A 24,281-nucleotide genomic window follows, 5' to 3' on the forward strand; every position below is an offset into this window, starting at 1 on the left:
TTTTTTGTTATTTTCCAGCCTTATACCGCTCCGCCTTAAATTGATTATTCGGCAGTGATGAAGCAGCGATACAGGTGCCGTGGAGGGACGTTATCAGACAGAAAGAAGCTCATTGCCACTCCTGACAGAGCCATATTCCCGCAAAATAACTGAAGTTGGTTGCAAACATAACAGCCACAGACCGAGTGCCATAGTTACTGTCTCCGGCCCGCTTTAGCTTTCAGGTTAGAAATACACTGACTTTAGATGCAATCTGCCTCGATTACGCTTCGAGGCAGATTGTTGATAGTCATAGCGATAGTGATCAGATACCCAGCTTGTCCCTCATGGTGTAATACCAGGCTCCTATGGCACTGAAGGGAACCTTGAACATATGCCCGCCGGGGAAGGGGTAATGGGGTAAGCCGGCGAAAGCATCGAAGCGGGTCGCCTGCCCATGTATCGCCTCGGCCAGAATCTTGCCGGCCAGATGAGTGTAGGTCACTCCATGTCCGCTGCAGCCCTGTGAGTAGTATACGTTGTCGCCGATACGGCCGACCTGAGGCAAGCGTGACAGGGTCAACAGGAAGTTTCCTGTCCAGGTGTAATCTATCTTCACATCTTTCAGTTGCGGGAAAGTTTTCAACATTTTAGGGCGAATGATGGCTTCGATATTTGCCGGATCCCGTGCTCCATATACCACGCCACCGCCATAGATGAGTCGCTTATCGCCTGACAACCTGAAGTAATCCAGCAGATAGTTACAATCTTCGACGCAGTAATCCTGCGGTAGCAGGCTGTGAGCCAGCTCGTCGCTGAGGGGCTCGGTAGTCACCACCTGAGTACCACATGGCATAGACTTAGCCTGCAACTGCGGCATAAGGCCATTGAGATAGGCGTTGCCCGCTACCACCACAAACTTTGCCTTTACCGAGCCTTTTGCCGTGTGTACGACCGGAGTGTCGCCCTGCTCGACCTTAATGACCGCAGAATCCTCAAATATCTTACCGCCTAACGACTCGACCGCATGTGCCTCTCCCAATGCGAGATTTAACGGATGAATATGCCCTCCACTTCTGTCCAGCAGTCCGCCTACATAACGCTCAGAGTCGACGACGGAGCGGATCCCTTTATTATCGAGTAACTCCAGGTGTCCCATGTGACCATGCTTCTCCCACAGGGCTTTTTGTGCCTCCAGATGACCCATCTGCTTTGAGTTTAACGCGGCAAACACGCCTCCCTCTTTGAGATCGCACTGAATGTTATATTTATGAATAAGACCTTTAATAATGCGAGAACCCTCGAATGCCATCTCGCCGAACAACTTACCACTCTCTTTGCCTACGGTTTTTTCAATCGAATCGATATCACGGCTGAAACTATTCACTATCTGGCCACCGTTACGGCCCGATGCGCCCCATCCTATGCGCGCGGCTTCCAGTACTGTGACGCTGAAACCCAGCTCTAACAGGTGTATCGCCGTCGACAGCCCGGTATAACCGGCGCCAATGATACAAACATCAGCCTCACAGTTTTGAGCTAACTGAGGACGTTCGACTTTATCGTTTGCAGAAGCTGCATAATAGGATTCTGCGTGAGGTACACTGCTCATTTCTCTGCCCTACCTTCTTATCTGTTTGGTCATAGAGCCTGCCTCTATCTTCTTTCTGAGACTTTACTTATCAGACCAATTTATATGGATAGGTGTGCCACCTCACCAGCTCTATCGGTTGGTGACACACAGTTTCTACTTATTTCTTACTCCTTCGCCATAGCCCATCACATGGCTGGCGGAAGGCCTTTTCTGTCACTTCGACGCGCAAAGTACCAGGAGATAAATGCAATCAGGGAGACAGTCAGGATTATCAGCGTCGCCAAGGCGTTTATCTTAGGTGATACCCCCATGCGTACGGAGGAGAACACCACCATAGGCAGGGTCGTCGCTCCCGGCCCGGATGTGAAACTGGCTATCACTAAGTCATCCAATGAGAGACTGAATGAGAGTAACCACCCCGCCATCAGAGAGGGAGATATCATTGGAACCGTGATAAAGAAAAAGGTCTTCAGCGGGGTAGCCCCCAGATCCTGGGCCGCTTCCTCGATGGAGGAGTCGAGTTCACGCAGACGCGCCGACACCACAACCGCCACATAGGCGGCGCAAAATGTAGAATGCGCCAGCCATACCGTAAACATCCCGCGCTCGGCCGGCCAACCGAAGTAATCGGCCATATGAACGAAGAGTAGCAACAGTGACAGACCCGTGATCACCTCCGGCATAACCAAGGGGGCGGTGATCATGCTCGACAGCGTCATTTTCCCCCATGAACGGGAGAAGCGAGTCATCACAAATGCCGCCATGGTCCCGAGTATCACTGCCATAGATGAGGCAAAAAATGCCACCCGCAAACTGGTCCACACCGCATCCAATATCTGCTGATCACGAAACAGCTCTGCATACCATTTAGCAGAGAAGCCGCCCCAAACCGTCACTAACTTCGACTCATTGAATGAGTAGAATATTAAGATAAACATTGGGACATAGAGGAAGAGCATTCCGGCCCACAGCATTATGGTAGAAAAGTTTAACTTACCCGATTTGCTACTCATGCCTCTCTCTCCATACTTCTGGACTGATAACGGTGGAACAGGGTTATCGGAATAATCAGCAGGCCTAACATCACGATGGCAAGCGCTGAAGCGACCGGCCAGTCCCGGTTATTGAAGAACTCCTGCCATAACACCTTACCTATCATCAAGGAATCCGGACCGCCGAGCAGTTCAGGAATAACAAACTCACCGACCACAGGGATAAAGACCAGCATGGAGCCAGCCACCACGCCGCCTTTGGAGAGGGGCAGTGTGATCTTCCAGAACGTATTCAGGCTACGCGAGCCCAGATCAGAAGCCGCCTCTAATAAGCTGCCATCGAGCTGAGAGAGGGTGGCATACAGAGGCAAGATCATAAACGGCAGATAGCTGTAGATGATGCCGATATAGACCGCAAAATTAGTATTGAGCATCTGAAGCGGCTCAGAGATCACCCCCAGCCACAGCAGCATATTGTTGATTAAACCGTTATTGCTCAATATTCCCATCCAGGCATAGACCCGAATAAGAAAAGAGGTCCAGGAGGGTAACATCACCAGCAGGATCAGCAGGGTTTGCTGCTGTTTCGGCGCTCTGGCGATCGCATAAGCCATAGGGTAGCCGATAAGCAGGCAACCTAAAGTCGTTACACAGGCCATTTTCAACGAGCCCAGATAAGCATAGATATAGAGTTCATCGTCGAAGATGAGCAGGTAGTTACCCAGATTCAGCAATATCTGCAAAGATTCATCGGCGTAACTGAATAGTGACTCATAGGGTGGAATAGAGATGGCTGCCGTCGAAAAGCTGATTTTGAGTACGATGGCAAATGGTAATGCGAAAAAGAGTAATAACCAGAAGTAGGGAACTCCTATCGTCCAGCACTGGCCTTTTGGCAATCTAAACTTCAGTGGTTTTTTCATCATCTGTCCTCCTAAGATCTGAGGACCACACCGCTGGTGGCCTCCCAGCTGATGAAGACCTTATCTTTCCATGTAGGAGGGTCGGAGCGTCTGTCACGGTTAGTCATCACCGACTGAATCACCTGATCGTTAGCCAGACGGATATAGTAGACTGAGATGCCGCCAAGATAGGCAATATCCTCGACTTCACCATGACACCAGTTATAGTCATTTTGTGGCTGTTCACGGCTGATACGGGCTTTCTCGGGTCTTACTGCCAGCCAAACCTTCTTATCCTCGACGTTAGTTGAGACACCATGGCCGATATAGAACTGCTGCTCCAGCCTCGGCGATTCGATAATCGCATGGTCCGCCTCATCGACAACAATCTCACCTTCAAACAGGTTCACCGAACCGATAAACTCGGCCACCATTCTTGAAGTCGGACTCTCATAGATATCCATCGGCGAACCGGTTTGAGCGATCCAGCCCTCATTCATGATGGAGATTCGCTCCGCCATGGTCATCGCCTCCTCCTGATCGTGAGTCACCATCACACAGGTCACCCCAACCTCCTCGAGAATATCGACCACCTCTAACTGCATCTGAGTCCGCAACTTCTTGTCCAGCGCCCCCATGGGCTCATCGAGAAGGAGTAACTTGGGCCGCTTAGCCAGTGAGCGTGCCAGAGCCACACGTTGACGTTGTCCACCGGAGAGTTGGGCCGGCTTTCGCTTGGCATACTGCTCCATATGCACCAGCTTAAGCATCTCTTTGACGCGGGAGGCTATTTCATCTTTCGGTAACTTATCCTGCTTCAAACCAAACGCGATATTCTGCTCTACCGACATATGGGGAAACAGGGCATAGGATTGAAACATCATGTTGATGGGACGTTCATGGGGGGGCATATCGGTAATATCTTCACCATCGAGATAGATGCGGCCCTCGGTCGGTTTCTCAAAACCGGCCAGCATTCGCAACAGGGTCGATTTTCCGGAACCTGAACCGCCTAACAGGGCAAATATCTCTCCCTGGTTGATGTTCAATGAAACATCATCGACGGCGCGAACTTCATCGAATAATTTACTCACCCGCTCTATTTTCAGCAGGACTTTGGCTTGCGTCTTTGTTGTTGGTTTGTTGGTGACGCCAGAGGTACTATCCATATAACTTCTCCACAAAAGGCACCACCTTCAGGCACCTACGGCAATTTAAATGTGTTGAAAGGTAAAAAGGGGCAGGAGTGACCTGCCCCGGGGGAGCTTTTAGTAACCCGACTTAACCTTGGTCCAGACTCGGGTCAGAGCACGCTGCGCCTTCATCGGGCGAACTTCACCCACATAGAGACGCTTCAATACCTCTTCGGTCGGATAGATACCCGGATCATTACGGATCTCATCATCCACCAGCTCCTGGGCCGCCTCATTTGGGTTGGCATAGGAGACATAGTTAGAGATAGGTGCAATCACCTCAGGACGAAGCAGGTAGTTGATAAAGGTATGAGCATTACTCACGTTCGCGGCATCGGCAGGAATGGCCAGCATATCAAACCAGAGGTTTGCGCCCTCTTTGGGTATCGCATAGCTGATAACATGGCCGTTACCGGCTTCTTCGGCGCGGGTAGCCGCCTGAAGGATATCCCCTGAGTAACCTACGGCAACACAGAGATCACCATTGGCAAGATCGGTAATATAGCGCGATGAGTGGAAGTAGGTGATATGCGGACGTATCGCTTCCAATACTTCACCGGCACGCTTGAAGTCAGCCTTACTGGTGCTGTTAGGGTCCAGACCCAGATAGATTAGCGCCATCGGCACCATCTCATCGGCGGAATCGAGGAAAGAGAAACCACACTTAGAGATTTTAGCCGCATATTTTGGGTTAAAGATAAGCTCTAAAGAATCGACCGGCGCATCTTCACCCAATACCTCTTTCACCTTCGCCTCGTTATAACCGATACCATTTGTTCCCCATAGATATGGCACAGCATACTGGTTGCCCGGATCGGCCGTTTGCAGTTGAGTCATCAACTCAGAGTTCAGGTTCTTATGGTTAGGCAGCAGATTTGAATCAAGCTTTTGAAACGCCCCGGCTTTAATCTGCTTAGCCAGAAAGCTATTTGAGGGGACGACGATATCGTAACCGGAGCGGCCGGAAAGTAGCTTAGCTTCCACCACTTCGTTACTGTCGAACACGTCATATACCACGCGAATGCCGGTCTCTTTCTGGAAGTTTGCCAACGTATCTTCGGCGATATAATCGGACCAGTTATAGACCCGAACCACCTCTTCAGCCATCAGATTACTGCTTGCTAACACCCCGGCCCCCAAGAGCGCCAGTGTCGTCATCTTCTTTAAAAGCTTCATGCTATCTCCTTGATTTAGCGTAGCAGCCGTGAGTCACATCACCGCTGTCTGTCATTGTGTTACCGGTAATTCCCGGATTTAGTTTTAATTTTTAACCAATGCTACACCTTAAAACCGCATCGGCAGTGTGCTACTGCTCTACTGCTAACGCCCCCTGATACACTCCCGAAAAATCCGGCAGCGCATAAGATTGCGAATACTCTCCCCCCCCCTTCGCAGCTGACGATTCAACCCCAATTGAACCTTCAGAAAGACCAAACTGATTCAATAAATGGCGCCTGCGCAGCGCCTCCCTCCCCGACTACACTGTGAGTAACAGATACTCACGCTCCCATGAACTGATCACACGCTTAAAGCTGGCCAGATCGGCCTGCTTCACCGCGATATAGCCCGTGGTAAACGCCTCCCCAAGATACTCACGACAGGCAACACTCTCGGACATGGCGCCGAGTGCCTCCTCCAGTGTCAGCGGCAGGCTGATACTCTGGCGCGACTCGTTGGCTCGCCCCTGCACAGGTGTCGAAGGCTTAACATCTTCGACCATGCCGATATAGCCACATAACAGGCTGGCGGCGATAGACAGGTAGCTGTTGGAGTCGGCACCGGCGATACGGTTTTCGACGCGCAGGTTCTGCGGCGATGACTCAGGAATACGCAAGCCACAGGTACGGTTCTCTTCACCCCACTCGAGATTAATCGGTGCCGACGTGCCGGGCAGGAAGCGTCTGAAAGAGTTAACATTCGGCGCTAACAGAGGCAGAAGTTCAGGGATAAACTTCTGCAGCCCACCTATGTAGCTGTAAAACAGCGGACTCTTGGTGCCATCTTTCATGGAGAAGATATTCTGCCCGGATTTAACTTCGACGATACTCTGATGAAGGTGCATGGCACTACCCGGTTCATCCGCCACAGGTTTCGCCATAAAGGTGGCACAGACATTATGTTTCAGCGCCGCCTCCTTGAGGGTACGCTTGAATACAAACACCTGATCCGCCATCGACAATGCATCGCCGTGACTGAAATTGATCTCCATCTGGGCGGTGCCCTCTTCATGGATAAGGGTATCGATATCCAGCCCCTGTAACTCACACCAGTCATACATATCTTCAAACAGGGGATCATACTCATTTGCCGCATCTATCGAGAATGATTGTCTGCCCGACTCCTGGCGACCTGAGCGTCCAACCGGTGGGATCAGGGGCTGATCCGGATCTTCATTACGGCGGGTAAGGTAGAACTCCATCTCCGGCGCGACTACGGGTTTCCACCCCTTATCCTCATAGAGCTTCAACACCTTCTTCAGCACGTTTCTTGGCGAAAGCTCGATAGGGTTGCCCATCTTATCGAAGGTGTCGTGAATAACCTGAGCCGTGGCTTCGATAGTCCATGGCAGCTTATAGACAGCGTTTTCATCGGGAACACAGACAAAGTCGATGTCGGCATTATCCAGCAGGGTATCGTAAGGCTCATCCTCAACATAATCGCCGGTCACCGTCTGCAACAGCACGCTTTCCGGCATACGCATCCCTTTTTCATCGATAAACTTACCGACCGGAGCGATCTTACCTCTGGCGATACCCGTCATATCACTGATAACGCACTCGACTTCTGTAATTTTCTGTTCGTTTAAATAAGCAGTTAACTTCTTCATTTTTTATCTCACTCGGGAATTTGCTCGACGCTCACATGCATCGCTGAAAGCCTTAAAAATTGAACTGTAGAAAGGGTTATCTAACACCTTCCATTCAGGATGCCACTGCACGCCAAGAGCAAAATTCTTTGCTTCTTTAATAGAGAACGCCTCTACTAATCCGTCCGGGGCAAACGCTTCTGGCCGTAACCCGACTCCCAGACGATCGACGCCTTGAGTATGCACAGAGTTAACCTCTGCAGAGCTACGGCCCCACGCCTCGTGAAGCAGTCCTCCAGGTTCTATCTGTACCTCGTGGGAGAGACCATATTGCACATCCAGTGGTGCACTCTTATCTTCCCGGTGTTCGATAAAACCGCCAACCTGATGCAATTTCTGATGCAGGCTTCCGCCATACACGACATTCATCTCCTGAAATCCACGGCAGATAGCCAGAACGGGAATACCGGCATCGATAGCGGCCTTCAACAACGGAAGGGTTGTCGCATCCCGCTTGGGATCGTGATGGGTACCGGCGTCACTCGCTTCCCCCTGAAAATGGTGTGGCTCGATATTTGAGGGAGAACCGGTGAAAAGAATGCCATCTAAACGAGGCAGAATGAGCTCTCCCGGACAGTGCCCCAGCGAGGGAATCACCAAGGGCCACCCCTTAGTCGCATCGGCAACAGCAAGAAGGTACTTCTCGCCGACAATATTAAAGGGATGTAAGCCTAACTCCTGATTGCACGCCGTCACCCCAATGACAGCAAGCCCTGCATCCGACATAGATCACCTACTTGGTTATTTTAGTTTTTGTTCTTCTGGTAACTGTTCTTACATATGAACAGAGCTTAAACCCTGTTCACTTTTTCAAACACTACACTGAAAATTGCACACAGGCAAGAGGAGAAGTTGATACAATTTAAAATGACAGCAACAAAATCACAACAACTATTAAATTCAACAAGATAGAGAAAAAGTAAAAATTCACAGTTCACATTTACTTCAGTTTTTGCTTCATCAGCCGCGGGCATTAACCGAGCTCACCACCATGATGCACATCACGAAAAGCGAGCAGGCATGACCAATATTATTTACAAGCATGCTTATCGAAATTGATATAAATAGGGAGTTAATCAGTGAAAACTGAACACTTTTTGAGTGAATTCAGCATAAAAAACTAAAATTTGCGGGCAAAAATCTTAGCCTGTTCAGGAAACAGCACAATGAGAAAATCAGATGTTTAAAACAGAGGAGGTAAACTGGGAGCTTTGCCCCTTTCGCGCCTGCATCTTGCACGCTCACGAAAGAGGCTCTGGCCCCGGATGACGACAGACCTTGTTCCCATCTGTCGTCACTAAAAAATAAACTAAAAGCCGAATAGTACGTTAAGTTTTACAGGAGGGTTAAAAGTTAGCCGGCGTAGTCGCACTGACGATTCGGCAATTTTCATCAAACGGATTTCTGAACCTATGGGGCGTTTCACTGTTGAAGTAATAGCTATCACCAGCCTCTAAAATAAACACCTCATCGCCGACGGTGAGTTCAAACTTACCTTCGATGACCATGGCCGCCTCTTCGCCCTCATGTTTGAGCATCTCCTCACCGGTATCTGAACCCGGTGGATAGGTTTCACTCATGACCGACATGGCCCTGTTAGGGTAGTCGCGGCCCACCAGCTTATAGTCCAGATTGCCGTCACCGATATCGAGTAACTCGTCGCTGCGATAGACCACCTTGGGCTCTGCCGTCGTAGTATCTTCCATGGCAAAAAAATCTACCAATGACATAGGCAGACCCGACAACACCTTCTTCAACGAACTCACCGAGGGACTCACACTGTTCTTCTCAATCATAGAGATAGTGCTGTTGGTCACTCCGGCTCTTTTCGCAAGTTCCCGTTGTGAAAGACCTTTTAGTTTACGGACAGCCTTCAGGCTAGCGCCAATATCCAAATGCATCTCTCCTGTAAATGTCACAATATTATTAAAAGTGTTCAAATTATATTACATAGTAATTTGTATCGAACAAAAAAGCATGTTAAATATAATCAACACCCGTGAATTATATATGACTAAGGCCAAAAGTATACCGCCCTGCGTCCTATTAATTCCCGGTAATGAGCACTCAATAACAAAAATTATAATTTGGAGAGATGATGCAAACTAAAAGTCCGGTGCACAGTGACACGTATCCCTCATCATACTATTTCGATACGGCAAAAGAGCTTTACGAACATCCCCAGCTCAGGGAGCAAATAGATGTCGATGTGTGTGTGATCGGCGGTGGTTTCAGCGGTATCAATACCGCTATTGAACTGGCGCAGAAAGGCTTTTGTGTTGCATTGCTGGAAGCGAAGCGGATTGGCTGGGGCGCCTCAGGCAGAAATGGCGGTGAGCTTATTCGCGGCATTGGTCATAATATCGAACAGTTCAGGAGTGTCATTGGTGAAGAGGGCGTCAATGCCATTCATCAGATGGGCTTCGAGGCGGTAGATATCGTCAGACAACGCGTTGCCGAGCATAACATCGACTGTAATCTGCAGATGGGTTATTGCGATCTGGCCATGCGTCCCCGCCATATGAAAGAGTTAAAGCAAGACTATGAAGATCTTATCTCTCAGGGGCGTGAAGGCTTCACCCTGCTGGAAAAGAAGGATATGGGTCAGGTCATAGGCTCTAACTGTTATGAAGGTGCACTGGTCGATATGAATAGCGGCCACCTGCACCCGTTAAACTTAGCTCTGGGAGAGGCACGAGTCGCCCGCGAGTTAGGGGTAAAGATGTATGAGTACAGTGCGGCGCAGAAGATCATCAAGGGAGATAAGCCTAAGGTGATCACCCAATTTGGTGAGGTGAACTGTCAATACCTGGTTCTGGCAGGTAACGCCTATATCGGCCATGAGCTTGATGGCTATGTGGGTGGTAAAGTACTCCCCGCGGGCAGCTACCTGCTGGCCACCGAGCCGCTCACCGATGAACAGTGCAAAGATATCATCCCCAAAGATATGGCCTTCGCCGATATGCGTATCGATCTCGACTACTTTCACCTGTCAGAAGATAACCGCCTGCTGTTCGGCGGCCTGTGTACCTACTCGGGTAAAGACCCTAAAGATATCGAGGCCGCACTGCGCCCGAACCTGGAAAAGGTGTTCCCTCAGCTTAAGGGGGTCAAAATCGATTTCGAATGGGGTGGCATGATAGGCATAGGAGCCAACAGATTGCCTCAAATAGGTCGTCTGCCGGACTGTCCTAACATCATGTATGCACAGGCCTACTCCGGCCACGGCGTCAACGCCACCCATATGGCGGCAAAACTCATCGCAGAGGCGTTAACGGCACAGGCGGGCCGATTCGATATCTTCGATAAGATACAGCATATGACCTTCCCCGGCGGGCCCACATTCAGATCGCCCATGCTGGCGGCAGGGATGCTCTACCATAGGTTCCTGGATATCTTTTGATAACAAGTTTTAGTCTGCTTGTCGGATAACAAGTTTGAAGTATCTTTTATGGGTTATTTGGGCTGATTGGGTATTTGGCTGGTTCGTGGGAAACCATAACCCTACTTACACCTATTGCTTGCAGCTGGTGCCGTATAGGGATATACGAACGTCGTGATCACATGGATGTGAATGAACGACCTTTAGTGCAAGCAATCTCTCGGTACGCTGGTTCTTGATTTCATAAGAGTTATCCCTATACGCTCTGCGGTCTCAAACAACCTCCCTGTTAAACGGCCAGTTCGATATCCCTATCTCTCGCTCGAAGAGTTTCACTATGTGAAACCTCGCCATGCCGCCAACGCCCCCAGCCGTGTTTACACCTGACTCTGGTTTCGAGAAAGTAATCTCTTCGATATTGGTTATATGGTTACTAGCACGATTTTGGACATAAATGAGAAAAAATGTGGCAATCGTATGTGCGATAACGCCCAAATAATGGGCAGATAATTGTTTGCAAAAATATGAAGCGGAGCAAGCTGTTAGCTAAACTCATGTTAGGTAATATTCTACTTCGCAGCCTGCACTTTCTTCCGTTCTGCCGTATAAGCCCACCAAACCTTGGGGTCATCACCATTGATAAAGCTTGTAACTGAAATAAACACATCGATGACACACGGGTCATGCCTGCAGCCGGTTAAAATGCAGAGCCTCTCATACATCTCATACGGATCCAGCCCCACAAGATCGTCGGGCTTCTCTATACCAAGCAACTCCAGATCGGCGGCACCAGCCTTACCTATATTTGGAAGGTCAGTGAGCCTCCTAACATTTTCACGAACAACTTTACTCGGATTCATGGTTCATCTAACGCCCTGCTAATAAGTTAACCGCTGCTGGCGGGCGATTTGCTCTGCAAATGGCGTGACAGCCTTGGTGAATCTGAATTCAGAGTCTTGTTAAACATTTTCTATACCGGTAATTTGCACAACTTTTAAATACCATTGATACTGTTCACTATATTTTTTTACTCCAGCATTACCATACTTTCTAAGCATGTCCAGTGGAGTATATCCCCACTTGTTTTTATGGGTTAACGAAGCTCCAGCCATAATTAGGTAGTGTGCGATATCAAAGTTTTTAACAGCAATGGCTGTGTGCAGAGCTGTTCCTTCACTATCATCTAATTCGTCTAGTCTGGCTCCTGCAACCACAAGAATTTTCACATTGCTTAATCTCGAGTGTTTAGACGCTTCAAAAAGAATAGTCTTACTTTCATAGCCATCTAGCGTATTTGGATTTCCACCGTACTTTAAAGCTAGCTTTAGATAATTTGGGTCTCTATGGACGGCTGCCAACTCCAACACAACAGGTCTCTGGCTAGGCTCTCCATTCTCATCCCTATAATTTGGATCTACACCTAACTTCAATAGCTCTTCAAATTTCTCCAAATTACTTTCTCTAATTGAAACTAATAGCTCAATACCTAAATTTGATTCTGATTCATTTCCAAATGAACAAAAGGACATAGTAGAGAATATGAATAGCAAAAATATCTTCATGAAATGCCTAACATTTGTATAGTGCGCATACGCGTATATTTGGTAAAACGCGCATGCACATTTATTAAACCCATTATCTAAGCCTAGCCTTAGCAAAGCTATTGATTAATAAGCACTCTATCAGAGTGGCGTAGAAAAAACGAGCACTCTTAATCGAAAAATGCGCATTGATATGTAACCCCAAAGCTTAGTGTTAACAACAAAGCTTATGGTTAACGGCAAAGCCTCATCGAAGAGAGAAACAACCCGGTGTAGATGCGGCTGTGGCCGTTGACAGCTTGGCGAGGTATCACTAAGTGATACTCTCCGAGCGAGAGATAGGGATATCGAACTGGCATTTAAACATGGAGGTTGTTTGCCATCGTCGAGCTTACAAGGCCGAAAATGTTCCCTACATTTCACGGCATTCTCACCATCCATGGCGGTCAGATGTACTTGCAACGGTATCCATACCTAAAGGCCAGTTCAGCATCCATGCTTCTCGTTCATAAGCTCAGAAACCTGAGGTTTCTATTCACCGTGCCACAGAAGTATCTGCACATACGTCGTTCATTCACATCCATGTGACCACGACATTTGTATATCCCTATACAGCACCCGCCGGAGGCGATAGATAGCCATGAAGGTTCAAGCTGGCTCCCTTTACAAAAAATAAGTTCAGGATGACTAGTCAGAAAGGCTATTCGAGTTAGCCTGTAACTCGCGATAAGAGCGGGTTTCCAACTGAGATGAATCCAGCCCCAGAGTTGCTGCCAGCTCAAGCAGCTGCTGCCGATACCCGGCCAGCCTGTGCTCATCGTCGGTCATGATGGCAAGCTCGGCAAAGTCCCCTATCCCCTCGAGGCGATCCACTGTCACATGAAACTCACCCAGAAAGTAGATGCTGCGGATCTTCTTCATCTCTAATACACGCTCAAACCCCATGGTTTGCAACATGCTGCAGGCTTTCTCTGCGTCAGTAATATCTACCGCCTCACACCTGTCCGCTTCCGGGCCCTTTACAATCCAGAGCTTGATCCCCGAGGGTTGCATATTGCGGATACAAACGCTCTTGTTCTCTCCCTTCAACTCCCCAGCAGGCAGGTCGAAATACCTATCATGCTCCAGATTATCTTCCAGCATGATCTCTGGGCTCATGGATTTAAGACGCGACAGAAACTGAACTCTTGAGGATAGACGATATTTAAATTCCACCTCATATCTGCCTTTGAAGTGCTCTGACATAACCGTTTCAGCCTCTGGTTTTAATGGGTTAATTGAATGGATGCTCGAGTGAAATAATCCATAGGGCAAACATTATAAGCATGATAATTCATGGCGTTGGAAATCTTGAGTGAATTTTGTGACAGCGACTTGTGGGTCAATATTACATATAAACTAACCTTATTATGGCTTTATTGGCTCCTGCCTCACAAAAAAACAACTATCACAGGCGGTAGATTAATCTGTCGTGCTAACCTGCCTTACAGTCAATTGAAGGAGTATGACCATGACACGCCCAATTATTCTCGATTGTGATCCGGGACACGATGATGCAATAGCGCTCATTCTCGCCTTAAGCAGCGACGCATTCACCCCACTTGCTGTAACGACCAGTGCCGGCAATCAGACACCGGATAAGACGCTCAACAATGCCCTTAGGGTGTTAACACTCTTAGACAGAGGCGATATCCCTGTCGCGGCGGGTGCACCTAAACCTCTCTCGAGAGAGCTGATCATCGCCGATAACGTTCACGGCGAAACCGGACTCGATGGCCCCGAGCTACCCGATCCCGGTTTTGAGCCGGTCTCTATGACGGCCATTGAGCTGATGGCATTAAAGCTTCGCGAAAGTCAGGCTCCGGTAACTCTGGTACCCACAGGTCCGCTGACCAATATCGCCATCTTGCTCACCAGTCATCCCGAGCTGCACGAGAAGATAGAACGTATCGTGCTCATGGGCGGTGCCGCCGGCGTAGGCAACTGGACTCCGGCCGCAGAATTTAATATCTATGTCGATCCAGAAGCCGCCGATATCGTCTTTAAATCCGGCATCCCCATCACCATGTGTGGTCTGGATGTAACCCACGAAGCGCAGATCATGGATGAGGACATCGAGCGGATCCGTGCAATCGATAACCCTATCGCCTTATGCGTAGCTGAACTTCTGGACTTCTTCATCCTCTATCACAGAGATCCTAAGTGGGGCTTTACCGGGGCACCACTGCACGATCCCTGCACCATCGCCTGGCTGCTCAAGCCTGAACTGTTCCAGACCCAGGAGTGCTGGGTTGGCATAGAGACAAAAGGCGAGCATACTCAAGGGATGACAGTTGTCGATCGCCATCAACTCACCGGTAATGAGACTAACGCCACAGTAGTGTTTAACCTCGACCGACAAGGGTTTGTCGACCTGTTAGTTGAACGGTTACAAGCATATAACTAACAGCCGGACAATAATCTGTCGTTCTGTTTGTTGTGCGGCTACAGGCATATCGTCATTAGACAGACGAAGCTCTGTCTGATTACCTGCTATCAGCTGCCCGACTGCCGGAGCTGTGGATGGCTCGACTACAGGGACATAGTGAATAGGGGAAAATCATGAGCAGACTCGTCATCTTAGGTAGCGCTAATGCCGACCATGTGATGTCACTCGACTATCTTCCAGCTCCGGGGCAGACCCTGATGAGCCGGGATTACCGGCTCGAGCACGGCGGCAAAGGGGCAAATCAGGCCGTTGCCTGTGCCAGATTGCGCCAACCGGGAAACAGGGTCGACTTTATCTGCCATCTGGGAGCCGACGCAATTGCCGATCAGATGACCCAAAGCTGGTGTGATGATGGTATTCACCCCGAGGGTATCACTAAGGTCGAAGGCATGAGCACCGGCACGGCGATGATCTTTGTCGGTGCAGATGGCGAGAACAGTATCGGAGTTTCACTTGGCGCCAACGCCAGCTTAACCACACAAGCGCTCGAGCAACACCAGATGTTACTGGTCAATGCCGATTGGCTACTGGTGCAGCTGGAAACCCCGACCACGACCGTGGCTCAGGCACTCAAATCAGCAAAGAAACATGGTGCGAACACCCTGCTAAACCCAGCCCCCGCCACTGTACTTGGCACCGAGATCTACAGATGGGTCGATATTATCACCCCAAATGAGACCGAAGCCGAGACGATAACGGGAATAGAGGTCTGTGATGAGAGTACGGCAAAGCTGGCGGCGCAAATGCTTCACCAGCTGGGGCCAGAGACAGTGATCATCACCCTGGGCTCCCGGGGAGCGTATTTAAGCTGTGCCGAGTTTGAGGGGATGGTCGGTGGCGTCGATGTTAAACCCATAGATACCGTCGGCGCCGGAGATACCTTTAACGGTGCCTTGATGGTAGCCCTGAGTGAAGATATGGCGATGCGTGATGCGGTAGAGTTTGCTAACCGCGCCGCAGCCATTGCGGTAACCCGGCCCGGAGCACAAAGAAGTATCCCCTACCGTCACGAGCTCTGACCTGCAGACAGACAGATAGAAAGCACTTCGCTTCAGTGCTTTCTATTTTTTACTTTCACCTCTTTTGTTACTCCAGCTTTTCAATCTCGATAGCTCAATCTGATTGACCAAAGGCGCTGGCACAGGCTAAAGCCTGAGCTACCGGAGGAGGCTGCGTTTAAGAAAGCTTGCAGATCTGAGCTCAAATATAGAACGGCAAATAGAGATACCAGAATCAGTCCCGCTATTTCCCAACTCATTTTAACGATTCATAAAATTTTACCTATACTTTTTAAGAATAATTCAGCAGGAGCGAGATTTATTTATGAAAGGGTAAATTAAGCTCCTGTATAAGTGTTGTTTCACAGTGCCAGATACACTTGTGTGATAACTTTACGCCCCTTCAAAAAAAGCTTAACAGATCAGTTCAACAACGGAGCCAGCGTGGGAATTCGAAATAAAAACTTAATGCACAACATAGGTCTTCAGGTGGTTATCGCCATGATAATAGGTGCATTAGTGGGCCTTTTCATGGGAGAGAGTGCCGCCGTATTCGGGCCTCTGGGTACCATATTTATTCATCTGATCAAGATGCTGGTCATCCCCTTAGTCGTGGTATCTATTATCGCCGGCGCAGCCAGCTTAGGCGACAGCCCCTCTGCCGGTAAGATAGGTATAGGTACATTCGCCTTCTTTATTATCACCTCCGGCATAGCAGTCACACTCGCACTGGTGATGGGCAACATATTCAAACCCGGCGCCGGTGTCGATTTCACCGCCCACGGTGAATCTCTCACCAAGGTCACCGCGGAGCAGGGCGCCCTGCCCGGTGCCATGGATACCCTGATAGGCATGATCCCAACCAATGTGTTCGAATCTATGACCTCGGGGAATATCCTGCAGATCCTGGTGTTCTGTATCTTCTTCGGTATCGCACTGACTAAGGTTAAAGGTGACGGTGCCAAGCCTATCATCAGTGCCCTCAACACCATAGTCGACGCCTTCGTGTGGATGATCAACTGCGTGATGATCATCGCCCCTATCGGGGTTTTCGGCCTGATGGCGGAATCTGTAGGCTCATTTGGTTTTCAGGCCTTGGAGGTGGTGTTAAAGCTATTCGTCGTATTCGTGGTGGCGATTCTTATCTATGCCTTCATCTTCTTCCCGCTTGTGGTGAAGTTCTTCTCCAACGTCCCGGCAATGAAGTTTGTCTCGGCGATGAAAAAGCCCCAGGCGATGGCACTCTCTACCGCATCATCTATGGCGACTCTACCGGTCACCATGGAAACCTGTGAAGAGGAGCTCGATGTATCCAAGGCGACCGCCGCCTTCGTACTGCCCCTTGGCGCGACCATCAACATGACAGGTAACGCCATCTACTATGGCCTGGTCGCCATGTTTTTCGCCCAGATGTACCATGTCGATCTGACCATGATGGCCTACGCCGCCATCATCTTTACCTCGACACTGGGCGCTATCGGACAAGCCGGTGTACCCGGCCCCTCTTTCCTTGTTGTGGCGGTACTGCTGGCAGCCGGGATCCCAATCGATGGCCTGCCGCTCCTGTTCGCCCTGGACCGTGTATTTGACATGATCCGTACCTCACTCAACATCACAGGCGACGCCGTCTGTGCCGTGGTGATGGACAGATTCAACCCTGAACATAAGTAGTCACAGCCACAACGAAGGTTTGTATCCATGGCAAACCTTTATAAGTGTTCCTGACACAAAAAAGCCCCTCTACCGAAAGGTAGAGGGGCTTTTTTGGAGCTAGTGCTTAAAACTTAAAACTTAGAACTTAGAACTTAGAACTCAATCCAACGCAATCCAGGTTGCCTTGATCTCGGTGTACTTATCGAACGCATGCAGCGACTTGTCACGGCCGTTGCCCGACTGCTTATAACCGCCGAAGGGGGCCGTCATGTCGCCACCATCATAATGATTAACCCAGACCATACCACTACGCAGCGCCTTGGCCGTCTTATGAGCCTTACTGATATCCGATGTCCACACCCCGGCCGCCAGACCATAGATGCTGTCGTTACCTATCTCTATCGCCTGCTCCATGCCATCGAAGCTGATAACCGACAGTACCGGACCAAATATCTCCTCTTTAGCGATCGTCATTGCGTTATTCACCCCTGAGAAGATGGTCGGTTCGACATACACACCGCCACTTTCCGCCATCACCTGAGCGCCACCTAATACAAGTTCGGCTCCCTCCTGGACGCCGGAGCGAATGTAACTCAGCACATTGTCCAGCTGCTGCCTGTCCACAACGGCGCCACAGGTCGTATCCGGATCCAGCGGATGACCCGGCTGCCAGGCCTTAAGCTCTTTCGCGATCAGCTCAAGCAGCTCATCTTTCACGCCCGCCTCGACCAGCAATCGGGAACCCGCGGTGCAGACCTCCCCCTGATTGAATGCGATGGCTGAGGCGGCGGCTTCGGCGGCCTTCTGCAGGTTTGGTGCATCGTTGAAGACAATATTCGGGCTCTTGCCCCCCGCCTCAAGCCAAACCCGTTTCATGTTTGACTCGCCGGCGTAGATCATCAACTGCTTGGCTATCTTTGTCGACCCGGTAAATACCAGGGTATCTACATCCATATGCAGAGCCAGCGCCTTACCCACGGTATGACCGAATCCCGGAAGCACATTCAACACCCCCTTGGGGATCCCGGCCTCAACAGCGAGCTGAGCCATACGAATCGCCGTTAACGGCGACTTTTCCGAGGGCTTTAAGATGACACTGTTACCCGTGGCCAGCGCCGGTCCAAGCTTCCAGCAAGCCATCAGGATAGGGAAGTTCCACGGCACAATCGCCGCCACCACACCAACGGGCTCACGGGTGATCATGCCAATCTCATTGTGCGACGTGGGGGCTATCTCATCATAGACCTTGTCGATTGCCTCACCGGACCAGCGAATAGCGCGTGCGGCACCGGCCACATCGACACTGCCCGAGTAACGTATGGGTTTCCCCATATCTAAGGTCTCTAGCAGTGCAAGCTCATCCCGGTTTTGCTCCAGTAAATCTGCGAAACGTATCAATACCTGCTTACGTTTCACCGGTGGCAGCATAGACCAGCTCCCCTCGTCGAACGCTTTTCTTGCGCTATCGACGGCAATGTCTGCATCTTCCGGTGAGCAACTCGCTACCTGACACAGTACCCGGCCATCGATGGGGCTCACACACTCAAAGGTCTCACCCGATACCGAAGGCTGATATTCGCCATCGATGAATGCTGCGGATTTTATCCCCCCTTCATCGATTAACTTATCGGCTAAGCTTTGCCACTGTTCGCGATTTGTAGGTGTACTCATGATGACCTCTTAACGGGTGATTTAATAATTTATAGCTTCGCCGATACCAACTAACGGGGAAGATGCTGAGTCATTCTTACTGCCAAGAAGCGACTCCAGCGCCACCCCTCCAAGCTCTGACCAAGCGCACAGTAAAGATTTCCGAGCACCAGATTACGCCTTTACCCGACCATTTTTCAACATCAGTTTCAATATATTTTACAAAAATTCACATTTTGCTATAAATAAATGAACAAAAAGCTTTCATGTTCATTATTTCTAACATAGCATGGAAAATATCAACCGCTCACAATAACAACGAATAACATTGAATCGGGGTATATGCTATGTCAGATAGTCAGACAAATATGCAAGGCGAAGCACAATCACTTGAACACTACTGGATGCCGTTTACGGCAAACAGGCAGTTCAAATCGAAACCCAGGTTGCTCGCCGAAGCTCAAGGCATGTATTACAAAGATACCAAAGGCAGACCCGTACTCGACGGCACGGCAGGACTATGGTGTTGTAATGCGGGTCATGGACGCAAAGCGATCTCAGAAGCTGTCAGTAAACAGATCCACCAGATGGATTATGCGCCCTCTTTTCAGATGGGACACCCGCTGGCCTTCGAGCTCGCCGAGCGCCTGGCGCAGATCAGTCCCGAAGGATTGAATAAGGTGTTCTTCACTAACTCAGGCTCAGAGTCGGTCGACAGCGCGCTGAAGATCGCCATCAACTACCACAGGGCTAACGGTGAATCGACCCGAACCCGTTTCATCGGTCGTGAGCTGGGTTATCACGGTGTCGGTTTCGGGGGCATATCCGTCGGCGGCATCGGCGGTAACCGTAAGACCTTCAGTCAACAGCTATTGCCTGGGGTCGATCATCTGCCTCATACGCTGGATATGCAGGATAACGCCTTCAGCCGTGGCATGCCCAAGACCGGCGCCGAAAAAGCAGACGTTTTAGAGCAGCTGGTCGCACTTCACGGGGCCGAAAATATCGCCGCCGTCATTGTCGAGCCGATGTCGGGATCGGCTGGGGTCATTTTGCCGCCGGAAGGTTACCTGCAAAGACTCAGAGAGATAACCAGGAAACATGGCATCTTATTGATTTTTGATGAGGTGATCACCGCATTCGGTCGTGTAGGCGATGCATTTGCCAGCCAGCGCTGGGGCGTCACCCCGGACATGATCACCACAGCCAAGGCGCTCAACAACGGGGCGATCCCTATGGGAGCCGTACTTATCGACGACGCCATCTATGATGCCTGCATGCAGGGCCCTGAGGGGATCGAGTTGTTTCATGGTTACACCTATTCCGGCCACCCCGTCGCTGCGGCCGCGGCCATAGCGACCCTGGATATCTACCAAAATGAGCAACTTTTCGAACGTAGCCGGGAACTCGAAGGCTATTTCGAGGAGGCCGTTCACAGCCTCAAGGGGCTGCCAAACATCATAGATATCCGCAACATAGGATTAGTAGGCGGCATTCAGTTCTCTCCCAGCGAGAAGGGGATAGGAAAGCGGGGCTTTGACATATTCGAACACTGCTTTGCCAACGGCACCTTAGTCAGGGCAACCGCAGATATCATCGCCATCTCTCCGCCATTGATCGTCGATAAGCAGCAGATAGATCAGATAGTGAACACCCTAGGCGATGCCATCCGGGCCGTGGATTAACGACCAGATAAATTGAACACAGATATTTCCGGCCCAGCGCCTGAAATAGACAGTAAATGACTATACCTGCAACGCAGGAAATAGAGGATTAAGTAAGATGCAGACGATCACCCATTTCATCAACGGTAGCTATTCAGACACGAGTGAGCGTACGGCTCAGGTATTCGAGCCCGCCACCGGAGAGCATACGGCAACGGTTTCCCTGGCCAGTGCCGCCGAAGTTGCCGGTGCCATTGAACTGGCTAAATGCGCACATAAGAGCTGGTCTCAGGTCTCGCCACTAAACCGGGCCAGAATCCTGTTTAAGTTCAAGGCGCTGGTTGAAAACAATATCGATGAGCTTGCCGAACTTATCACCCGTGAGCACGGCAAGGTATTGGATGATGCCAAGGGCGAGATCATCCGCGGCCTCGAGGTGGTCGAGTTTGCGTGCGGCATTCCACATCTGCTCAAAGGCGAGCACACCGAACAGGTCGGTAGCGGCGTCGATGCCTGGCATGTCAATCAATCACTCGGTGTCGTAGCCGGTATCGCGCCGTTCAACTTCCCGGTCATGGTTCCCATGTGGATGTTTCCTATCGCGATTGCCAGTGGTAACACCTTCATCATGAAACCATCGGAGAAAGATCCGAGCTCAGTGATGCGCCTGGCGGAGCTCCTGACTGAAGCCGGCCTGCCCGACGGCGTATTCAACGTCGTCAATGGTGATAAAGAGGCGGTCGATACCCTGCTGACCCATGATGATATTCAAGCCGTGAGTTTCGTCGGCTCAACCCCTATCGCCGAGTACATCTATGAGACCGCATCTAAACATGGCAAACGTGTACAGGCACTGGGCGGCGCGAAAAACCATATGTTACTCATGCCTGATGCCGATCTCGATCAAGCCGTCGGTGCCTTGATGGGTGCTGCCTATGGTTCTGCCGGTGAGCGCTGCATGGCGATATCTGTGGTACTGGCAGTCGGCAATTCCGGTGATGCCCTGGTTGAAAAGCTGCTGCCACAGATAAAAGCACTACGCGTGGGTAACGGTATCACCCCGGAGATGGATATGGGGCCTCTGATCTCGGCGCAGCATCTGGCCAAAGTCACCGACTATATCGAAACCGGCGTAGCCGAAGGCGCTTCCCTGCTCGCCGATGGTCGGCAGTTAACGGTAGCAGATCATGAGCAGGGATATTTCCTCGGTGGCTGCCTGTTCGATAACGTCACACCCGAGATGACCATCTACAAGGAGGAGATCTTCGGACCGGTACTGGCCATAGTCAGGGTTAAGGATTACGCCGAGGCGTTGGAGCTCATCAACGAACATGAGTTTGGCAATGGCACCGCCATCTTTACCCAAAGCGGTGAAGCGGCGAGACATTTCTGCCATCACGTTCAGGTAGGCATGGTCGGCGTGAACGTGCCAATCCCTGTGCCTATGGCCTTCCATAGCTTCGGTGGCTGGAAGCGCTCCTTGTTTGGGCCGCTACATATGCATGGACCAGATGGCGTTCGTTTCTATACCAAACGTAAAGCCATTACCGCCCGTTGGCCTAAGCCACAGCATGCCCGGGCTGAATTTGTCATGCCGACGATGAAATAAATCACAAGGGCGCAGCCGAGTCTGCGCCTTTGCAATTAACAGTAAAGATGCACTCAGATGGAGGTGGCAAGCCTTGAATATTGACTCAATCATTAACTTTTCTAACAGTCAGGCTGATGTCGAGCACTACAGGCCGGAGCAGGAGAAGATCTTATCCGGCGAGCCATTGCAACGAATTGAAAATCACTACTCCAGCCCCTGCAAGCAGTTCGATGCAGGTATATGGAGTGGTGATAAGGGGGCCTGGAAGGTCGGCTATACCGAACATGAGTACTGCGAGATCCTCGACGGTTCCAGCATCATCACAGATAGCCGGGGCCAATCGATGCATGTTAACCGAGGCGATAAGTTTGTGATCCCCGCAGGGTTTGAAGGCACATGGGAGGTGCTCGACACCTGTAAGAAGATCTATGTGGTCTTCCAGCAGAAAGAGTGAGAAGTCTAAAAATTTGAAGTAGAACAAGATTGAAACTGATGTTTCATAATCGACACCATGAGGTACAGCAACTCAGCTGCTGTTTGGTACACATGAAATGGACTTATCAAAGTCATTTATGTCAATAAAGTAAAATGGAGAAACTACCGTGTATAAAAAATTCAATAAAAAACGGATTGCCCAGGTTACCGGCCTAACATTGGCTGCAGCGCTAATCTCACCTATGGTATCGGCAGAAGTATCGGGTGAAATCGGGGTCACCAGTGACTACCGTTTTCGCGGGGTATCACAGACGGCAGGTGATTTTGCCATTCAGGGCGGCATCGACTACAGCGCCGAAAATGGCTTCTTCGTCGGAGCCTGGGCGAGTAATGTTGATGATGAAAGCTATGATGCCGACGTTGAGATAGATATCTATGCCGGTTATTGGGGAGCTATCGGGGAAGATGAGGAGTTCGAATACGACGTCACCCTGACCTACTACACCTATCCGGGCCAGGATGAGAGCAGTAAATATTTAGAGGCCAATGTCGGCTTCTATTATGCGGGCTTCCACCTTGCACAGTGGTATACCAACGATTATGCCAACGCAGATGTAGATCTTCACTACACAGAGCTCAACTACTCCTATGAGTTTATCGAAAACTGGAGTATCGATGCTCATGTAGGTTATAGCTATGGCGATGGTGCCGACCTTGATTGGGGCGAAGATTATATGGATTACTCCATCGGTGTCTCGACGGAGCTTGCCGGGGTAGGCTTGTCGTTGGCTTGGTTAGATACCAACCTCAGCGACGATAACATGATTGATGATGGTCCCTGGAAGAATGAAGGTACGGTATTAGCCACCGCAAGTTACGCATTCTAATAAGCTTAATCTCCCTGAGTTATAAAAAAACCGCCTGATGGCGGTTTTTTTAAACCTCAAATATATCACTACTTCAGATCATCGATTCGCGGTATTTCTCCGCGTATGACCTGCTGCTCCAGCCGTCGCCAGCTAAGACCTAGATCGGTATGGTTCTCACGACGTTCCGGGAAGGTTTTTGAGAGGCTTTCAACCAGCTCTGCCTGTCTGTGACATAGTTGAGCCCACTGCTCAGCATTAGATAGGTGCATAGCGTTATCCTTAACTCTGATGAGTAAAACAAACAATCCTTATCTGCTACTAAGTCTAACAGAAACTCGCTCAAATGTGATCAAATACCAACCAGTATGAGAAAGTGATCTACTCAGAGTGATTTTTGGCAAACTAATTCAAGGCGAATGGATGAGAGAATGGTTGCTCCCTTGTGAAGTCATTCAACGCAAAAGTAGACAGCCCAAAAAACTCC

At 50.1% G+C, this 24,281-nt stretch carries 22 protein-coding genes; 8 read left to right on the plus strand and 14 right to left on the minus strand.

The genetic code is table 11. The annotated features are described in order from the left end of the window. Window positions 1-304 precede the first annotated feature (304 nt). The 9 genes from Q1B47_RS17310 to Q1B47_RS17350 all read right to left on the minus strand — a co-directional run bounded on the left by Q1B47_RS17310 (window position 305) and on the right by Q1B47_RS17350 (window position 9,421). Window positions 305-1,591, minus strand: a complete 1,287-nt coding sequence (locus Q1B47_RS17310) for an FAD-binding oxidoreductase (RefSeq protein ID WP_299796358.1) — start codon at window positions 1,589-1,591, stop codon at window positions 305-307. Window positions 1,592-1,758: 167 nt separating this feature from the next. Then, complete coding sequence (locus Q1B47_RS17315) at window positions 1,759-2,586, minus strand: ABC transporter permease subunit (protein WP_299796361.1); 828 nt, start codon at window positions 2,584-2,586, stop codon at window positions 1,759-1,761. Continuing rightward, the gene (locus Q1B47_RS17320; RefSeq protein WP_299796524.1) at window positions 2,583-3,488 is read right to left on the minus strand and encodes an ABC transporter permease subunit; all 906 of its coding nucleotides are present in this window, start codon (window positions 3,486-3,488) and stop codon (window positions 2,583-2,585) included. The genes Q1B47_RS17315 and Q1B47_RS17320 overlap by 4 nt, the downstream gene beginning before the upstream one ends. Window positions 3,489-3,499: 11 nt before the next feature. Next, the gene (gene potA, locus Q1B47_RS17325) at window positions 3,500-4,636 is read right to left on the minus strand and encodes a polyamine ABC transporter ATP-binding protein (protein ID WP_299796364.1); all 1,137 of its coding nucleotides are present in this window, start codon (window positions 4,634-4,636) and stop codon (window positions 3,500-3,502) included. Between the two features lie 99 nt (window positions 4,637-4,735). After that, window positions 4,736-5,836: a polyamine ABC transporter substrate-binding protein gene (locus Q1B47_RS17330; protein ID WP_299796366.1), complete on the minus strand. Its 1,101-nt coding sequence runs from the start codon at window positions 5,834-5,836 to the stop codon at window positions 4,736-4,738. A 130-nt stretch (window positions 5,837-5,966) separates the two neighbouring features. Next, a complete protein-coding gene (locus Q1B47_RS17335) occupies window positions 5,967-6,104 on the minus strand; it encodes a hypothetical protein (protein WP_299796369.1) in 138 nt (45 codons plus the stop codon). Between the two features lie 33 nt (window positions 6,105-6,137). Then, complete coding sequence (locus Q1B47_RS17340) at window positions 6,138-7,487, minus strand: glutamine synthetase family protein (RefSeq protein ID WP_299796372.1); 1,350 nt, start codon at window positions 7,485-7,487, stop codon at window positions 6,138-6,140. A gap of 3 nt (window positions 7,488-7,490) precedes the next feature. Then, on the minus strand, window positions 7,491-8,252 hold the full coding sequence (locus tag Q1B47_RS17345; RefSeq protein ID WP_299796375.1) for a gamma-glutamyl-gamma-aminobutyrate hydrolase family protein: 762 nt from the start codon (window positions 8,250-8,252) through the stop codon (window positions 7,491-7,493). A gap of 620 nt (window positions 8,253-8,872) precedes the next feature. Beyond that, window positions 8,873-9,421 carry a cupin domain-containing protein gene (locus Q1B47_RS17350; protein ID WP_299796378.1) on the minus strand — a complete coding sequence of 183 codons (549 nt, stop codon included), beginning with the start codon at window positions 9,419-9,421 and terminating at the stop codon, window positions 8,873-8,875. Window positions 9,422-9,624: 203 nt separating this feature from the next. On the opposite strand from Q1B47_RS17350, the gene Q1B47_RS17355 reads away from it, so the two are divergent. Then, window positions 9,625-10,929 carry an FAD-binding oxidoreductase gene (locus Q1B47_RS17355; RefSeq protein WP_299796381.1) on the plus strand — a complete coding sequence of 435 codons (1,305 nt, stop codon included), beginning with the start codon at window positions 9,625-9,627 and terminating at the stop codon, window positions 10,927-10,929. Between the two features lie 548 nt (window positions 10,930-11,477). Here Q1B47_RS17355 and Q1B47_RS17360 read toward each other — a convergent pair. The 3 genes from Q1B47_RS17360 to cyaB form a co-directional block, all read right to left on the minus strand. Further along, window positions 11,478-11,768: a helix-hairpin-helix domain-containing protein gene (locus Q1B47_RS17360; RefSeq protein ID WP_299796384.1), complete on the minus strand. Its 291-nt coding sequence runs from the start codon at window positions 11,766-11,768 to the stop codon at window positions 11,478-11,480. Window positions 11,769-11,867: 99 nt separating this feature from the next. Then, entirely contained in the window at window positions 11,868-12,470 is a 603-nt protein-coding gene (locus tag Q1B47_RS17365; RefSeq protein WP_299796387.1) for an ankyrin repeat domain-containing protein, read from the minus strand. A gap of 666 nt (window positions 12,471-13,136) precedes the next feature. Continuing rightward, entirely contained in the window at window positions 13,137-13,694 is a 558-nt protein-coding gene (gene cyaB / locus Q1B47_RS17370; protein WP_299796390.1) for a class IV adenylate cyclase, read from the minus strand. A gap of 265 nt (window positions 13,695-13,959) precedes the next feature. Here cyaB and rihA point away from each other — a divergent pair, with 265 nt between their 5' ends. From rihA to Q1B47_RS17385, 3 genes are all read left to right on the plus strand, one after another. Continuing rightward, window positions 13,960-14,895 carry a pyrimidine-specific ribonucleoside hydrolase RihA gene (gene rihA, locus Q1B47_RS17375; protein ID WP_299796393.1) on the plus strand — a complete coding sequence of 312 codons (936 nt, stop codon included), beginning with the start codon at window positions 13,960-13,962 and terminating at the stop codon, window positions 14,893-14,895. A gap of 155 nt (window positions 14,896-15,050) precedes the next feature. Further along, the gene (gene rbsK / locus Q1B47_RS17380) at window positions 15,051-15,956 is read left to right on the plus strand and encodes a ribokinase (RefSeq protein ID WP_299796396.1); all 906 of its coding nucleotides are present in this window, start codon (window positions 15,051-15,053) and stop codon (window positions 15,954-15,956) included. 429 nt (window positions 15,957-16,385) lie between these two features. After that, the gene (locus Q1B47_RS17385; protein WP_299796527.1) at window positions 16,386-17,606 is read left to right on the plus strand and encodes a dicarboxylate/amino acid:cation symporter; all 1,221 of its coding nucleotides are present in this window, start codon (window positions 16,386-16,388) and stop codon (window positions 17,604-17,606) included. A 141-nt stretch (window positions 17,607-17,747) separates the two neighbouring features. Here Q1B47_RS17385 and Q1B47_RS17390 read toward each other — a convergent pair whose 3' ends face one another. Then, window positions 17,748-19,259 carry an aldehyde dehydrogenase gene (locus Q1B47_RS17390; RefSeq protein WP_299796398.1) on the minus strand — a complete coding sequence of 504 codons (1,512 nt, stop codon included), beginning with the start codon at window positions 19,257-19,259 and terminating at the stop codon, window positions 17,748-17,750. Window positions 19,260-19,585: 326 nt separating this feature from the next. Between Q1B47_RS17390 and Q1B47_RS17395 the strand changes: the two genes are divergently transcribed. The 4 genes from Q1B47_RS17395 (at window position 19,586) to Q1B47_RS17410 (ending at window position 23,815) form a co-directional block, all read left to right on the plus strand. After that, window positions 19,586-20,923, plus strand: coding sequence for an aspartate aminotransferase family protein (locus tag Q1B47_RS17395; protein WP_299796401.1), 1,338 nt, complete (start codon window positions 19,586-19,588; stop codon window positions 20,921-20,923). A 97-nt stretch (window positions 20,924-21,020) separates the two neighbouring features. Continuing rightward, window positions 21,021-22,511 (plus strand): CoA-acylating methylmalonate-semialdehyde dehydrogenase, encoded by a 1,491-nt coding sequence (locus Q1B47_RS17400; RefSeq protein WP_299796404.1) that lies wholly within the window; start codon window positions 21,021-21,023, stop codon window positions 22,509-22,511. A 73-nt stretch (window positions 22,512-22,584) separates the two neighbouring features. Then, a complete protein-coding gene (locus Q1B47_RS17405) occupies window positions 22,585-22,947 on the plus strand; it encodes a cupin domain-containing protein (RefSeq protein ID WP_299796407.1) in 363 nt (120 codons plus the stop codon). Window positions 22,948-23,095: 148 nt separating this feature from the next. Beyond that, window positions 23,096-23,815 carry a TorF family putative porin gene (locus Q1B47_RS17410; RefSeq protein WP_299796410.1) on the plus strand — a complete coding sequence of 240 codons (720 nt, stop codon included), beginning with the start codon at window positions 23,096-23,098 and terminating at the stop codon, window positions 23,813-23,815. 68 nt (window positions 23,816-23,883) lie between these two features. Here Q1B47_RS17410 and Q1B47_RS17415 read toward each other — a convergent pair whose 3' ends face one another. After that, window positions 23,884-24,066 (minus strand): hypothetical protein, encoded by a 183-nt coding sequence (locus tag Q1B47_RS17415; RefSeq protein ID WP_299796413.1) that lies wholly within the window; start codon window positions 24,064-24,066, stop codon window positions 23,884-23,886. Between the last annotated feature and the right edge of the window lie 215 nt (window positions 24,067-24,281).

This window comes from uncultured Shewanella sp. (assembly GCF_947501225.1).
Taxonomy (GTDB): Bacteria; Pseudomonadota; Gammaproteobacteria; order Enterobacterales; family Shewanellaceae; genus Shewanella.

Coding starts and splice junctions, on each gene's coding strand:
- Q1B47_RS17310 (WP_299796358.1), bottom strand. CDS start 1,591: ATGAGCAGTGTACCTCACGCAGAATCCTATTATGCAGCTTCTGCAAAC.
- Q1B47_RS17315 (WP_299796361.1), bottom strand. CDS start 2,586: ATGAGTAGCAAATCGGGTAAGTTAAACTTTTCTACCATAATGCTGTGG.
- Q1B47_RS17320 (WP_299796524.1), bottom strand. CDS start 3,488: ATGAAAAAACCACTGAAGTTTAGATTGCCAAAAGGCCAGTGCTGGACG.
- potA (WP_299796364.1), bottom strand. CDS start 4,636: ATGGATAGTACCTCTGGCGTCACCAACAAACCAACAACAAAGACGCAA.
- Q1B47_RS17330 (WP_299796366.1), bottom strand. CDS start 5,836: ATGAAGCTTTTAAAGAAGATGACGACACTGGCGCTCTTGGGGGCCGGG.
- Q1B47_RS17340 (WP_299796372.1), bottom strand. CDS start 7,487: ATGAAGAAGTTAACTGCTTATTTAAACGAACAGAAAATTACAGAAGTC.
- Q1B47_RS17345 (WP_299796375.1), bottom strand. CDS start 8,252: ATGTCGGATGCAGGGCTTGCTGTCATTGGGGTGACGGCGTGCAATCAG.
- Q1B47_RS17355 (WP_299796381.1), top strand. CDS start 9,625: ATGCAAACTAAAAGTCCGGTGCACAGTGACACGTATCCCTCATCATAC.
- Q1B47_RS17360 (WP_299796384.1), bottom strand. CDS start 11,768: ATGAATCCGAGTAAAGTTGTTCGTGAAAATGTTAGGAGGCTCACTGAC.
- Q1B47_RS17365 (WP_299796387.1), bottom strand. CDS start 12,470: ATGAAGATATTTTTGCTATTCATATTCTCTACTATGTCCTTTTGTTCA.
- cyaB (WP_299796390.1), bottom strand. CDS start 13,694: ATGTCAGAGCACTTCAAAGGCAGATATGAGGTGGAATTTAAATATCGT.
- rihA (WP_299796393.1), top strand. CDS start 13,960: ATGACACGCCCAATTATTCTCGATTGTGATCCGGGACACGATGATGCA.
- rbsK (WP_299796396.1), top strand. CDS start 15,051: ATGAGCAGACTCGTCATCTTAGGTAGCGCTAATGCCGACCATGTGATG.
- Q1B47_RS17390 (WP_299796398.1), bottom strand. CDS start 19,259: ATGAGTACACCTACAAATCGCGAACAGTGGCAAAGCTTAGCCGATAAG.
- Q1B47_RS17395 (WP_299796401.1), top strand. CDS start 19,586: ATGTCAGATAGTCAGACAAATATGCAAGGCGAAGCACAATCACTTGAA.
- Q1B47_RS17400 (WP_299796404.1), top strand. CDS start 21,021: ATGCAGACGATCACCCATTTCATCAACGGTAGCTATTCAGACACGAGT.
- Q1B47_RS17415 (WP_299796413.1), bottom strand. CDS start 24,066: ATGCACCTATCTAATGCTGAGCAGTGGGCTCAACTATGTCACAGACAG.